Raw genomic sequence first — 13,438 nt, forward strand, 5'->3', positions numbered from 1 at the left:
TATAAAGTAATATTCTCTTTTATACATATTTGATTAAGATGTAAAAAGTAAAAAACAATCCTATAACTATTTCAACAATCAATTCCTCTAATTCCATAATCGTTCTCTCCTTTAATCAAAATAAAATAATTCTTCAAATTTTTTATCTAAAGCTATACAAAGCACTAATGCCAATTTTGCTGTTGGATTAAATTGTCCAGTTTCAATAGAACTAACTGTATTCCGAGAAACCCCGACTAGTTCAGCTAATTCTGTTTGTGATAATTTTTTTTCTTTTCGTACAGTTTTTAATCTGTTTCGCAAAATTAAATGTTCGTCCATTCTATAAACCTACCATTAAAAATTTATAAAAGTAATACCCCATAAATAGAAAAAAGAATAAAGCAATAACAAATTTGGATTTATTTTTGAAATATGTGCTTCATAACCCATAGAGCCAAATGCCACAGACCCAATAATTGTCATTATGTCATAGTAAGGTTCTTTACAAACTGCTTTAATGAAAAGAATTAAAATGCAGATAAATAAAACAAACATTAAGCCAAAAGATTTCCCTTGAAGTTTAATATGTTTTTCGTATTCATCAAGATATAGATTCTCTTTTTTGTTTTGTGATAGTATTTTTTCTTTATCCATTATATAACGCTCCCTTCAAATAATACCAAGTACACTTGTCATTTATATTATAGCATTCGGTCATTACAAGTCAATATTTTTGCACAGTTTTCTTGTCGTTTTGTAAAAGCGTGCAAATCTGATAGGAAATGCACGCTATATCATTTATCCTACAATCTTCCAGTTACTATCCTTATGTAGCACAAGCTCATACTGCGATACCTGCGTCGCTTTTGTCTGATTATCAATGAATTTTACCGCAACCTTGACTTTCACATTGTCGCCGTCCTTTATAAAGATAGGGTTTACCAGTTCAGAATAAAGGTAGTCCCTGCCGATAGGTTCAATCACATTTCCCAATACATAGTAAGCAAGCTCTTTTTCCGTCGCTGTTGGGTACAGCTTAAAGAATGTTTCCAGAAAAGCGGTAGCGTCATTTACCGTATCAGCGTCCACGCTTGCGTCTGCTTCTGGTGTCTTAGGCTCATAGTCTGATTTTTCAACTGCTGGTGCAAGGGTAGGGTTTTTAACGATTACCATATCCCCGTCTGCGTCCACATAGACTTTTACAGTATAGGTTGCTTTCACATTGCTTGTCTGTTCTCCCTCTTTTATCTGCTGATCTACTTCGTAGGTAGCAGAAAAAGTGTCCGCTCCCGATTGCTCGATATGCCATACAATCACATCTGTAACCGTGGAGCTGGTCGGTATATCGGTTCTAATGGTGTCTACATTTAAGTCCTGCAATTCCTTTGTCAGATAACCGCTGATTGCCTGCGTCCTTGCTTCGATAGCTTCTTTGCTGTTATCCCATGTGTAATAGGACTTCGCAAAGTTTTTCACGAAATTTTCTATCCCGTTGGTGTCCTGCAAGCAAAGTTCAATGATTTCTTTTTCATGGGTGGTGTGCTGGTCGATAGCCGTAAAATTCTTATACACCCCAAAGCTCACGCTTGCGACAAGCACCACCCACAACGCAATCACGGTTTTCTTATGTGTGCCTACCTTGACAGTACGCACCTTTTTTTCTTTTGGTTCTTTGATAGTTTCTGTCTGTTTCTTATTCTTCTTAAACATATTTTTCAAGTCCTTTCTATTGTTTTACTCGTCCTGCACCGATTAAGTGCTGTTGCCAGTAACTACTACTTAGGTCTGCATATCCTATCGGGTCGCCTGCGTGGTACATCTGTGTCGGCGAAACAAGAATACCGACGTGTGTTACATACGAACCAGCGTTATAGGTGGAATGGAAAAACACCAAATCGCCTGCTTTTGCCTGCGAGAGTGGCAGATGTTGGGTTGCGTCATACTGTGCTTGTGCTGTTCTCGGTAAGGAGATACCAGCTTTTCCATAGCACCATTGCGTCAATCCCGAACAATCAAAGGAAGTATTCGGGTTACTGCCACCATACACATACTTCCAGCCTTGATATTTCAACGCTTCATTCATTACCTTTTGTGCCAGTTCTCCCGATACCTGCGGAACTGCTAAATACTGATTGACTACTTCCACATAGAACATATTTCCATAGCCATACCGCCAGCCCCCATTCTTAGCAACGGCTATCGGGTTGGTGTAGGTTACTTTCTTTCCACCCGATTTCTCACGGGCGAAGCTCTCTGCAAGATTAAAAGTGTGTTTTTTTCCTTTTCCTGCCACATATCCCACATAGCCACCGCCATAGTTATAAGACTGTATCGCTACATTCAAGTCGTCGATACCTTGATTTTTGCAGGAAGAAAGCAGGGACGCAAAATACTTACACCCCTGCTTGATTGAGCTTTCCGTATCTAAGGAATTAGGCGGTAAACCAAGACTTTCCGAACTCTGCATAACATCTTCTGCCGTACCGCCACTTTCTACTTGAATGATAGCAAGTAACACATTGACATACTCGGAGATACCGTTTTCTCTGGCGTATTTTTCTACCATAGGCTGATGTTTCAAGACTTCTGCGGATAGGTTCATACCCGTAATGCCAGAAGAAAAATTGCTGTTCTCGTCGTCGCTGTCCGCACTAATGAGGACGCCAAAGAAAAGCACCAGAGAAAAGAGGATAGGAAACAGACTGCCAATGATAGCGATATGTTTCAGTTTCATTTTTTCTTCTGTCCTTTCTTCGTTACAAGGTTACGGGTTTTCTCTATGGTCTGCTGGTTCTTCTGGACGCTCTGGGTCTGCTGACCTTTATCCTGCGGTCTTTGGTGTCATTCTGGCGTGTTTCCTGCGATACCACTTTTTCTACATTCTGCCTATGTACTGTCTGTGTAGGCTGGGGTGCTTTCTTATCAGAAGCACCAGAAGATAACGGACGCTCTTTGATAACATTTGTCTTGACTGGCTCACTTGCTTTCGGAGTTGGAGCTGTGGCTGGGCGTTTGACTTCCTGCATTTTTTCAACACTCGGCTTTGGAATGGTTGAAGCTGTGACTGGTCGCTCATGGGGACGGGTAGCTCCCGTTGTCGCTGATCCGTCAGCCTTTCGCTGTACCTGCCTTGCTTCTTGTGCCTTTTGAAGCTCCATACGTTTGTCAGCGATATTTTTCTTACGCTGTTCCTGCTTTTCCAAGCGTCCCGTCTGTCTGGACTGCTGTTCCTGCACCATGCCACGCTTGAAGTCGGACACGCTGGACTTTGCCTTTTCCTTTGCGGAATACACCGCATAAGCGGTCTGTGTCGGCATATCCTTGATATTCTCTTTGACAGCGTTTGCCTTGTCTTTCACTTTATTTTTCGTATCTAAAACAGCACCGACTTTTGAACCTGCACGCTGTCCCATGCTGGAAGTGGTATTGCCCCGATTTTCTTTAGAAGCCGTATTTTTTCTTTCGGCTCTCTTGCCAGCAACGGCACTTCCAGCCACCGCACCAGCTACACCGCCCGAAATACCGCCAGCACTTACCGCCCTTGCAATACGGTGTTCCATACGCCTAGCCCGATGTCGCATAAACAGATACGGTCTGCGGAATATGCGTCGTCCCATGCTTTGACTGTCGCCAGCATTAAGTGAGAACATACTCATTAAGTCGCCCAGCTTCATGTAGATACCAGCGAAACATACTATCTGCAAGAACGCCACCATAAAGAATGGGTAGTCTGTGGAAATGTTGTAAAACATACTGGAAATACTAAATGCCACCGTTACAATGAGCGTTATTCCTGCCCGTGTCATTATGGTATTAAATACTCTCACGATTGCCTGCTTTGCCATGCTTTCATAGCTCGGTATCATGGAAAGTAAAAAACTGATAGGTAAAAACATTGCAAAGATAATAAAAAGTATCTGGCTGAACAACATCATGCCCGTAAGCAAGAATACAAATATCGTGATACCCAAGTTAAAGAACAAGAGGAAGAACACCATACCCAAACGGTTCACGACCTGCGGTATTGTCAGATTGTTATTGTCGTTGTCCTCGATTTCTGTTTTCACGACTTCCTCTCTGGTTTTCCCGTCCTCGTCCTCTGGACTTGCCGATACGAGAGCTTCTACACGGTCTGTCCCGATTTCTTCTGCGTTGCTGTTCCCGAATTGAAGCAAGAGCCACGGCTGTTCCACTTGAATAGAAAATAGGCTGTCCCGTATCAAGTCCACGCTGTCCTTACCCTCGCTGTCGGAGTTAGGGAGCATGATTTTTGTTCCCAAATCCAAAGAAGCGGTACTGATGTCTGATGAAAATTCATTTATCTTCTTGATATAGTCGGGAGCATAAGCAATAAATGAAGCGGACAGCACGAACACCACCACAAAGTTGATAACAGCGTGAAGTGCTTTGCTGGTTTCCCGTTTTATCAGTCCCGTATAAGCAACGTACATTCCCACCACTAAGATAATGAGAAGCAGGAAACCAACATAGAAGCCCGTAGAAGAAAAGCCGTTCTCGGTAACGCCTGCAAGGGTCTGTATGCTCTTTCCGATACTGTCTGCCATATCATTGATGAAGTCCAGCTTATAGGCTTCCTGCACCACATAGCCCGTTGCATTACTCAAATACAAACTGATAGTCCAGACAAAGTTGGTAATGCAGTACAGCCCGTATTGTACCGATTTTCCGATACCGTCGAGCCAGTTCCACGGAAGCCACGACCAGCTATTATCGACGAAAAAATCAAGCTGGTAGTTGGAAAGGGGATATTTTGAATAAAGATTTTCTGCGTTTATGGTATCGTCTACAAGCCCCGTCGCATGAGCCACCGTCCCCAAAAGTGAAAGCAGGATAAGGGAGAGTGCCACCACGAACAGAGCCATTTTGAGAAAGTGGAAAATCTTCTTTTTTGTGAACACACCTTTTATCCTTTCTTTCATCACTCCACCTCATTTCTCTGTACGGGCGGTCTGGTATCAAAGGCGTGTAGCAGTTCTTCAAAGACTGGGTGTATCTGCACCACACCGACACGCCCGTATAAGTCCTGCAATAAGCATTGTCCGTTCTCCAAATCACGCAAGCGTTTCTGGTTGTTCTCATCGTCCTTGTCGATACCGAAAAACTCTAAGGTCTGCTTTATCTCGTTTATATCCGTGCTTCTAAATGCAAACTTTAAGCCGATATTGTTTTTCAGACTTTCCTTTGACACGTCATAGGCAGACTGGGTAACGAAATAAACGCCTGCCTGCATAGCTCGCCCAGCACGAACCAGCTTATTTGATAAGGTTTCTCCTTGTGCCACATTTAAGAACGCCCACGCTTCGTCTAAATCGACAATCTTAAAAATGCTTCTGTCCGAATGGATAAAATCAAGGGCAAAGGTACTAATCACAATCAGCATAGACACAGACAACAATTCAATGGTCGTGTATTCTTCAAAAGTGGTATCTTTATCTGGCAGTACAAGGTCGGCTACTTGAATGATATTGAGCTGATTATCCAGACTGATAGCATTTTCTACCGTACCGTCTGAAAACAGCAGGTGTGCAAAGTCGTAGTCCGTGAAGCTGTCGATATGGTCTGCGATATTTCTTGATATGGGCGTATCTTCACGGCGTAGCTCGTCTATCACATGGAGCAAGCCCCGACTGTCGCTCTGGGTAACGGAGCGTACTGCCTTACGAAGTACGGGGAATTTTTCGCCGTCCCTTGAAGAAATACCCGTAAGGAATGTTAAGATGTCGATTGCCAGACTTTCAGCGTCTTTTACATTCTTCATAATCACAAACGGGTCAAGAAGCCCTGCATTGTCCTTATCGCTGGTAAGATTTACGATATTGATTTCATGTGCAATCTCTGGGAGCGTTTCTTTCCAGTTACCACGCTCACTTTTAGGGTCTAACAGAAGTGCTTGACCGCCAAACAGCACCGCATAATATACCAGAAGATTGTTACAGAACGATTTCCCACCGCCAAGCGAACCGACAAAAGCAGACGCTAAAGCGTTGGTAACTGTACCTTTTACACCTTGACTGGCAAGGGACGGTTGCAGGTACACATTTCTTCCCGTATCAACAGAATAGCCCATATAGATACCCGTAGTTTCTCCTAACTGCTGTGTCGCACCAAAGCCAAGCCCAGCTAAAAAATCTGATTTTACATACTGCACATAGTCATTGATATATCGCTTGCTGGCTGGTAAAAATTCAGAATGAAGCCCCAGCATATCCCCAGCAGGACGCACCAGCTTTACATTGAGGTCGTCGTAAAAGTCCTTGACTTCATCACAACGGCGTTTCAGCTCGTCAAGATCGGGTGCAGACACCCGTATGACGTAGCTTAACTTATACATACTTTCTTTTGTCTGGTCTAAATCAGTTTCCAGCTCGTCCACGCTGTCTAAAGCGTCCACCACATTTGAGCTGGTTTCACTTCCTGCTTGATAGGCGTGATTATCAAGGTCTTTCAGTTCCTTTTTCTTGTTGCGGACGGTCGTTAATGCTTTCCGATTTTCCACGATTTCTACATTCATGCTCGTATCAACGGGGAATGTGAATTGCTGTTGCTGGAAATAGAAGATTTCAGACGACGGAAAATCAAGCTCTCCTACAATCGCATTGACGGTAAAATAGGACACATAGCTTTCCTTGTCCTCATGTTCCAATCGTAAATACCGCTGGCTTTCCTCAATCACACACCTTGTCGGACGGATAAGGTCGTAGTATTTTATCAGCGTCTCTTTGTTCAATTTTTTCTTTGGTAGCTGGTACTCATAATCTTCATAAGCGATACCGTCCCTGCCGTAAAGATGTTCCATGAGATACCCAAAATCATGGATTTCCAAGCGACGCACCTTAAAGCGACGGGAGATTTTATTTTCCAGTAACTTTTCCATTTTTATGTAACGGTTGATTTCATCATTCGGCATGGAAACAAAATCATTCATCAGCGTGTGGTTCACTTCATGGAGAAATTCTGTGAACGTCAGCCACACCGATTTTTTGATGTTCTTCAGATTGAGCTGTTCTTCCGTAACCATGAGCTTAAAGCCAAGAAAAAAGCGGTAGTCCACTTGATTGTCCCCAATCATAGATACTAACGCTTCGGTCTGTTCGTCTATCTTCTGGCAGGCAACTTCCTTTAATTTTCCAGTTACCAGCTTCTTTGACTGTTCCTGCATACTGCGGATTGAGCTTTCTGTGGCAATCTGCAACGCATGAATTTTACCCTCACGGGACTGTGCGATAAGCTGTCGGAAACTGTCATGCACGATAAATTTCTGCTCTGCGGATAGAAAAGAATAGTTGTATGGTATCAGCTCATAGTAGGCGAACACCTCATTGTCCTTGTTCCAGACAAGGTTATTGTCAATATATTTTATCGGGAACATAGTTCACACTCCTTACTGCCGTGATTGTTTCATTCAATATCTGCTTATGCAGTTTTACGGCTTTTCCTGCATAAGTGATTTTTGGTCGCAGGGCATAGGTTATCTGTGATTTCAAAAAGCTGTACGGCTTCTTTCCGTCAAAGGTTTTCTGCGACATGAACCAAGTGAGAGCAACGGGAATACCAAAGTATTTGAGAAATGCTCCCTCAATCATGGAAAGTGGGGGAATATCCCCAAACAGAATGATGATAAATTCCGTAATCACAAACCATGTAATCTGTGTAAAAGTAACGGGAAAGGGTAAGTTAAAGTCATTGATTGCATACAAGACTTTTTCCACGTTCCAGATACCCGTGTAGCTTTTAATCTTTTTCAAGTTCTTTCAGCTCCTTTCAAAATAGAAAAGGACAGCCATTTTCAGACTGTCCCTTAAAGAGAAATACGCTGTCAGTAGCAACAATGCTTGTCGCTGATCTTCCAGCGTTAATATGGTATCTCGCACATACCTCGCTTGTTTCAATAAAGCAACCGCCCATATCCAAATCTCGCCCGTAGGCTTCATAGTCAATGTAATTCTGTAAGCTGGGTGGAATGTCCCCAAGTGCCTGCAATTCGTCTATGTAGTAGTAGGCAACATCTGTCATGGTTTCACAGTCGGGATAATAGTAAATATCGTCCTTATGTTCCACGACTTCTTCCAGCGTCCCATAGTGGCTGATAAATTCGTCCAGACACTCTACAATATAGTCGGGAAGTTCCTCTATCATTTCATACATCTCATTGAGTTCTTCAATGGAAACATACTCGCCAATCGCAATGGGAAAGTTGTCGGTATCATGGATAGCGTATTCCTCATACTGTTCATTCAAGCCGATTTTTTCTTTCACATCTTCCTCGTCAATGGGGAACGTGAACCAAGCACCGACTAAATAGCCCTCATTGTATTTGCCAAGATTAGCAATATAAACCGCCATATCATCAATCATAAGCACCACCTCATTTCCTACTCTGGCAGTTCAAAGATACCGTGTTCTGTTACTAAAAATTTCCCGTGTTCCTGCAAGTGAGAAGCGTAGGCTTCAAAGTCAAAGTAGTATTCTTGACAGTCCTCGGATAAATGCTTGAACATCGGGTCGTTCATCAGCTTTTGCCTTGCAACATCTATCATGCTTTTACAGTCGGGATAAACAATAATCACGTTCCTGCAAATATAAAGTGCTTCTAAATTTTCAAACACCGTAAGTAGTGATACATATTCTTCCTGCATATCACTTGAAAGCTGGCGGTACATAAAATCTAATTCGTTGAGCTGGTACACGCTGGTGTGTTCGTGGACTTCATCAGCATAAGGCAACACCTTTTCGATAATACGATAATCCCCACTTTCTGCACCGATACCTAACTTTTCTTCAAACTCGGCAACATCTATCGGCAGGTCGAACCAGTATGATATTGTTTCTTCGCCAGTTGTTCCTCTCGTTTCCACCAGCACCCTTGTTTCCTGCATTGTTCCTCACGTCCTTTCTGTTGCTTCATCACATCTTTTAAGCTCTGGTACGACATACCAAACACATACTTTGAAAAATCTTCTAACTGTTTTATATCATAATTCGTAAGCGGTAATCGCTTCATTTCATGCCACACTTTACGCTTGTAAGAGGGCAGGTTAGAAATATAATCACAGCCGACGTTTGCCTGCATATCCTTAAAAATATCGCTCATTTCATCACTCCAATCTGATTTTAGGTAAGAAAAAAGCAGTCAATCCTAAGACTAACTGCTTTATGTATATGGATATAATTTGATTAAGTTTTAAAACCAGTTTGTTTTTTCATCTCTAAATTGAGGGTTATCGCTGTGTTGATATGGATTATAGTTATTCAGATTGCAACCATATTCTTTTAATGATTTGATTTTGTTATCTTCTGTCCATTCAATTAAGGAAATACCGTCAAATTCTTCAACGCTTCCCGTATTCATTTCATTTTTAAAATACCATTCTACGACAGTTTGATTTTCTTTATGAAAGAACTGTTTAATATCCCAAATAATGACTTTACCACGAGTATTCCATTCATTAAACCAATGTTTTACTGTTTTAAGATTTTCATATTTAGGACACCAGCTTTCCGTATAAACAACATCTTCTGTAAAAATTTTATCTATTCCTAAGTCTTGCTGTTTCAACCACATATCAAACCATAAACGAATAATTTTTTCTCTCTCATTCAAAATAGAACACCTCGATTACTTCTTTTTTCACATTATAGCACCCATACATCAGCCCCACAATAAAATTTTATGCACCGATAATCTTATTGAACAGCTCTAACAGTACATCTTTCACACCGCCAGCATTGAATACCAAGCCGACAGCAATCAAGGCAACTACCAAGAAACCGATAAGTTTTGAAAACTCACGCTTGAACCCTAAGTAGATACCGATAACCACAATCGACATAAGCACTAAGCTCTGTGCGTTGCTTAAAAACCATTGATACAAATTTTGCCCGAAATTCATGTTATTTGTCCTCGCTTTCTTTTAATTTCTTCATTTCATAGTCAGCTCCTTTGCCAACACTTAAAATACACATCAAGGCTACGCCGATACCCGTTCCAACAGATACCAGCAGGAAGTCTTTCAATAATTCCCACATTTTTTCATCACTCCTAACTTTCTACTAAATCTTTTGCAGGGGTCGTCTGCTGTTTGATTATCATTTCATGCTTTTCTGTGAGCTTTGCCTGCTGTTCGATAGTTTTCATGTAGTCTGTTCCGTTTCCCTTATCAATCCTTTTCAGCATTTTCAAGGTCGGTGCTACCTGCCGTTGTACCCACCGCAATGTACGGTCTAAGGTGTAAGGCTCTGGCTTTGTCGTCAGCTTCAAGCTCTGTCTGTTATCGCCGATAAACCACGCCCAGCGGTCATTGAGTTTCCAGTCATTTTTTCGCTTGTCTGCTTCTTCATCAACAAACCGCACATACTGGTTGATGATAGAAAAGGCAGTCTGCTCTGCGTCATAATAGGTCAGCAAATCTCGTACTGCATAATAGGCACGTTCATTTCTAAGCCGTATCTCAAAACGGTTGATAATGTCGGCTTCTTCCAGCGGTGTCCCTAACTTGACGTACTGCTCATAGTCCTTTTCATAGATACAGAAATACACATCTGATTTTAGCGAACCAAGATAAAGGGTGCGTCCCATATATTCTCTGTCGTCCTCTCTATGCTTGATAAGCTCGCCCGACTGATAAAACTTATAACTTCTGGACTTTCCGATATATTCCCGTTTCCTGCATTTTTCCGCAAGCTCTGGAATATCCAAAATACCCGTATGGTCGTTGATAGCAAGGTCGATACGCTTCATCACGCCACCGTCTATGAGTGCGTCCATGAGAAAGTCATACCAACTTCTTTGTTGTGCCAGCAGGTAACTTTCAAACTGTCGGCAACCACGCCCCTTTAACTCTAAAAGGACACCTTTTTCTTCGTCAGCCGACGTATAGATAAAGATGTCCCCTAAAGAATAATGCTCCGTATAACTGTAATGTCCGTAATCTTCATGGAGCATATAATTGATATTCAGTTTTAATATATCTTTGATGATGTGCTGTATATCCAGCGTGGGAAAACGAATTTTCACATAATCAAACAGCATGGTAAGCGGTACTTCTGGATTGAACCTTGCCAGTTCCTTATGCAGAGTTTCCAGAAGTTCCTTTGACGGCTTCATTTTTCCACTTTCTATCTTGTTGAAATATTCCCTTGTGATACCAGAAGCCACCGCCAGCCTGCCTTGTGAGATACCGTAAGCAATCCGTTTCTCCCGTAATTCTTTTATCCGTTGTTCTTCATTCAGAACCATACCCCCAATCTGTAAAGTGTGAAGTTTTTTAAGGCGACTTCACAGCCGATTTTTGCTAGAAAACCATGCCAGAAGCCTTATGTTTCCTATGTTTTTTGTCTATTGTCTATTTGCAAACGTACCCCTCTGTTAGATACCGAGGGGTTTTACCTGCTGGCGTGGCTGACGCCACACCAGCAACGGCTAGTCCGTGCCGTCGCCTTTCGCTTCGCACGTCGCCGTCCCGTCCTGCCTTGCTTGTGCAAGAGAGCTGATAGTCTGTAAAAAATCATGTCCTTTTGGGACTAAAGGCGTGTAAAACTCACTTATGACGCTTGTTCCCACATCACAATAGCCACGCCCCTTGATACGCTTCTGGAAAAACTGCTTTTTCACATCTGAACCAAACAGCATACCGTAACCTAATTCGCTGATACGCCCAAGTCCCACACGGAAATTGAAGTTATCTCTGATACCATCTGAAAAATACTTTGCGTCTGGACGCTGGCAGGCAACAATAAGGAAATAACCTGCTTGTCGCCCTAACATAACGATTTTCTTTAACTGGCTAAGTAGCTCACGCTTTCTTTTGTCCCCAACATTTCAAAAAACGCTACATATTCATCAAAGATAAGAAAGCAGGGTGGAAGTCCCAGATAGGCGTAGTTTTCGCCCGTCTTATAGTTCGGGTGTTGCTTCATTTCCTCACTTCGCCGTACCATGCCCTCATAAAAGGCATTGACGCAATCAATCATTTCTTCTTTGGTGTGATAGACATTAGGCATGACTGTTCCCAAGTCTGCAAGGTCGCTGTTCTTTGGGTCTAAGATATAAAGGACAGCGTTGGTATGCAGTAAGGCTTCAATGAGCGTCAGCAGAAAATAAGTTTTACCGCCACCAGTCCCACCAGCAATCAAAGCGTGAGGGAGTGCGTCATATTCCCACACAAGATTTTTCATCAGCCTAAGACAGCCGTTTTCTGCCCATACTTCATCAATGGTAATGCGGTTTGCTATCATGTCATAAAGCAGGGTGTATTCAATATAGCCGTCATGTAAGGTCTTGTCGGTCAGCTCGCAATACAAGCCACTTTCCAATTTATCCTCTAACCGTAAAAGCTGGTCTTGATATTTTCCTAACGTGATTTCACAGCGGATATGGAGCAATCCCTTTTCCATTTGATAATAAATCTTTGGAAACCAGACGATTTTTTCCCTTGATCTGCTTTGCAGGTCAGTAAAAAAACCGCTGTCTTGTACGGTATCGGCTTCATACCACTTATTTTCCAGTATCATTCGTGCCAGCTTTTGACGGTGCAATAGCTTCTTGAAACTGTCGTAACAGAAGCGGTAATACAGAAAAGCGACCAATGCACAAACACCAGTCGCTATCAGCACAGTTATGAAGTTGTAAGGGGAAAGCGTCAAGCCGTTTTCTAACAAGCTGAAATGTTCCCAGTCGGTACGCATGAGCTGTTTGATGTTCAGTAGCAGAAGAACCGCCATGAATACAAACAGAAGCGTCCCTATGGAAAAGTGGTAGACAAGGTGCTTGTCGCTGGCTCTGATACGGTGTCCTTTGTTCCAAATCATACGCATAAATCAATCCTTTCTAGGTATGAAAAAAGCAGTCAATCCTAAGACTAACTGCTTAATCAACAATAAAGTGTAAATTTTATTGTTTCTTTTCTTCTTTTTTATCTTTTTTATTTTTTCTATCCCACCAAGTACCTGCTAATGAACAACTTCCGCCCATAACTATAAAGCCAATCATAATAAGCCAAAATTCCATGATTTCTCCTCCCTTTTAATTTGTTAAATGCTGGCAAATAAAAATTACAACAAAACATATAATAAGTGCGATTACACCTGCAATGAATGCAAATATGATTTTTTGATAATTTCTTTTTCCTATTTCTTGTTGTGTTTCATCATGCGTTAATTGCTTTCCGTCAATAAATGCCAAAATTTCTTTATAGGTTTGAATGTCATGGCTCTTTTTGAATTTTTCAATCTTACTTGCCGTATAGAGCGTTATTGCAAACAAGCATAACCAAATAATAATTCCTATATTTCCCTTAATACTAAATAAAGGATAGCACTTATGGCTACGACTATCAATTCAATTAGGAAAACTACACTTATCACATTAAACTTTTTAATAGTTGCTTTTTCTACAATCTCCCTCATCTCCTTTATATCTTCTTTTATAAAATTATCT

At 41.7% G+C, this 13,438-nt stretch carries 12 protein-coding genes and 3 pseudogenes; all 15 read right to left on the minus strand.

The features are described from left to right. Positions 1-111: 111 nt before the first annotated feature. Complete coding sequence (locus tag DXA55_RS15960; protein WP_007286202.1) at positions 112-321, minus strand: helix-turn-helix transcriptional regulator; 210 nt, start codon at positions 319-321, stop codon at positions 112-114. Between the two features lie 15 nt (positions 322-336). Beyond that, positions 337-636, minus strand: coding sequence for a DUF6442 family protein (locus DXA55_RS15965; RefSeq protein ID WP_242998641.1), 300 nt, complete (start codon positions 634-636; stop codon positions 337-339). Between the two features lie 144 nt (positions 637-780). Next, the gene (locus DXA55_RS15970) at positions 781-1,692 is read right to left on the minus strand and encodes a conjugal transfer protein (RefSeq protein WP_117814624.1); all 912 of its coding nucleotides are present in this window, start codon (positions 1,690-1,692) and stop codon (positions 781-783) included. Between the two features lie 16 nt (positions 1,693-1,708). Further along, positions 1,709-2,716, minus strand: a complete 1,008-nt coding sequence (locus tag DXA55_RS15975; RefSeq protein ID WP_003059774.1) for a bifunctional lytic transglycosylase/C40 family peptidase — start codon at positions 2,714-2,716, stop codon at positions 1,709-1,711. Continuing rightward, positions 2,713-4,922: pseudogene (locus DXA55_RS15980) on the minus strand (CD3337/EF1877 family mobilome membrane protein). Before DXA55_RS15980 ends, DXA55_RS15975 begins: the two are co-directional and overlap by 4 nt. Further along, on the minus strand, positions 4,922-7,372 hold the full coding sequence (locus DXA55_RS15985) for an ATP-binding protein (protein WP_003060327.1): 2,451 nt from the start codon (positions 7,370-7,372) through the stop codon (positions 4,922-4,924). The pseudogene DXA55_RS15980 and the gene DXA55_RS15985 overlap by 1 nt, the downstream one beginning before the upstream one ends. After that, positions 7,350-7,748: a conjugal transfer protein gene (locus DXA55_RS15990; RefSeq protein ID WP_003061368.1), complete on the minus strand. Its 399-nt coding sequence runs from the start codon at positions 7,746-7,748 to the stop codon at positions 7,350-7,352. Before DXA55_RS15990 ends, DXA55_RS15985 begins: the two co-directional genes overlap by 23 nt. 107 nt (positions 7,749-7,855) lie before the next feature. Next, a pseudogene (locus DXA55_RS15995) lies at positions 7,856-8,358 on the minus strand (antirestriction protein ArdA). Positions 8,359-8,375: 17 nt separating this feature from the next. Further along, the gene (locus DXA55_RS16000; protein ID WP_003062492.1) at positions 8,376-8,879 is read right to left on the minus strand and encodes an antirestriction protein ArdA; all 504 of its coding nucleotides are present in this window, start codon (positions 8,877-8,879) and stop codon (positions 8,376-8,378) included. Next, on the minus strand, positions 8,798-9,094 hold the full coding sequence (locus DXA55_RS16005) for a hypothetical protein (RefSeq protein ID WP_008687105.1): 297 nt from the start codon (positions 9,092-9,094) through the stop codon (positions 8,798-8,800). Before DXA55_RS16005 ends, DXA55_RS16000 begins: the two co-directional genes overlap by 82 nt. A 90-nt stretch (positions 9,095-9,184) precedes the next feature. Continuing rightward, entirely contained in the window at positions 9,185-9,604 is a 420-nt protein-coding gene (locus DXA55_RS16010) for a nuclear transport factor 2 family protein (RefSeq protein WP_003060053.1), read from the minus strand. A gap of 67 nt (positions 9,605-9,671) precedes the next feature. Further along, the gene (locus DXA55_RS16015) at positions 9,672-9,893 is read right to left on the minus strand and encodes a hypothetical protein (protein WP_003060793.1); all 222 of its coding nucleotides are present in this window, start codon (positions 9,891-9,893) and stop codon (positions 9,672-9,674) included. A 1-nt stretch (position 9,894) separates the two neighbouring features. Then, complete coding sequence (locus tag DXA55_RS16020; RefSeq protein ID WP_003061156.1) at positions 9,895-10,029, minus strand: DUF3789 domain-containing protein; 135 nt, start codon at positions 10,027-10,029, stop codon at positions 9,895-9,897. Positions 10,030-10,042: 13 nt separating this feature from the next. Continuing rightward, positions 10,043-11,239, minus strand: coding sequence for a MobT family relaxase (gene mobT / locus DXA55_RS16025; protein ID WP_003062030.1), 1,197 nt, complete (start codon positions 11,237-11,239; stop codon positions 10,043-10,045). A 183-nt stretch (positions 11,240-11,422) separates the two neighbouring features. Further along, positions 11,423-12,816 (minus strand): annotated as a pseudogene (locus DXA55_RS16035) (FtsK/SpoIIIE domain-containing protein). Positions 12,817-13,438: the final 622 nt, after the last annotated feature.

Source organism: Blautia sp. OF03-13 (assembly GCF_003460685.1).
GTDB classification, from domain to species: Bacteria; Bacillota; Clostridia; order Lachnospirales; family Lachnospiraceae; genus Fusicatenibacter; species Fusicatenibacter saccharivorans.

Excerpts from the sequence above, each read along its gene's own strand:
- DXA55_RS15960 (WP_007286202.1), bottom strand. The coding sequence starts at position 321 with ATGGACGAACATTTAATTTTGCGAAACAGATTAAAAACTGTACGAAAA.
- DXA55_RS15965 (WP_242998641.1), bottom strand. The coding sequence starts at position 636 with ATGGATAAAGAAAAAATACTATCACAAAACAAAAAAGAGAATCTATAT.
- DXA55_RS15970 (WP_117814624.1), bottom strand. The coding sequence starts at position 1,692 with ATGTTTAAGAAGAATAAGAAACAGACAGAAACTATCAAAGAACCAAAA.
- DXA55_RS15975 (WP_003059774.1), bottom strand. The coding sequence starts at position 2,716 with ATGAAACTGAAACATATCGCTATCATTGGCAGTCTGTTTCCTATCCTC.
- DXA55_RS15985 (WP_003060327.1), bottom strand. The coding sequence starts at position 7,372 with ATGTTCCCGATAAAATATATTGACAATAACCTTGTCTGGAACAAGGAC.
- DXA55_RS16000 (WP_003062492.1), bottom strand. The coding sequence starts at position 8,879 with ATGCAGGAAACAAGGGTGCTGGTGGAAACGAGAGGAACAACTGGCGAA.
- DXA55_RS16005 (WP_008687105.1), bottom strand. The coding sequence starts at position 9,094 with ATGAGCGATATTTTTAAGGATATGCAGGCAAACGTCGGCTGTGATTAT.
- DXA55_RS16015 (WP_003060793.1), bottom strand. The coding sequence starts at position 9,893 with ATGAATTTCGGGCAAAATTTGTATCAATGGTTTTTAAGCAACGCACAG.
- DXA55_RS16020 (WP_003061156.1), bottom strand. The coding sequence starts at position 10,029 with ATGTGGGAATTATTGAAAGACTTCCTGCTGGTATCTGTTGGAACGGGT.
- mobT (WP_003062030.1), bottom strand. The coding sequence starts at position 11,239 with ATGGTTCTGAATGAAGAACAACGGATAAAAGAATTACGGGAGAAACGG.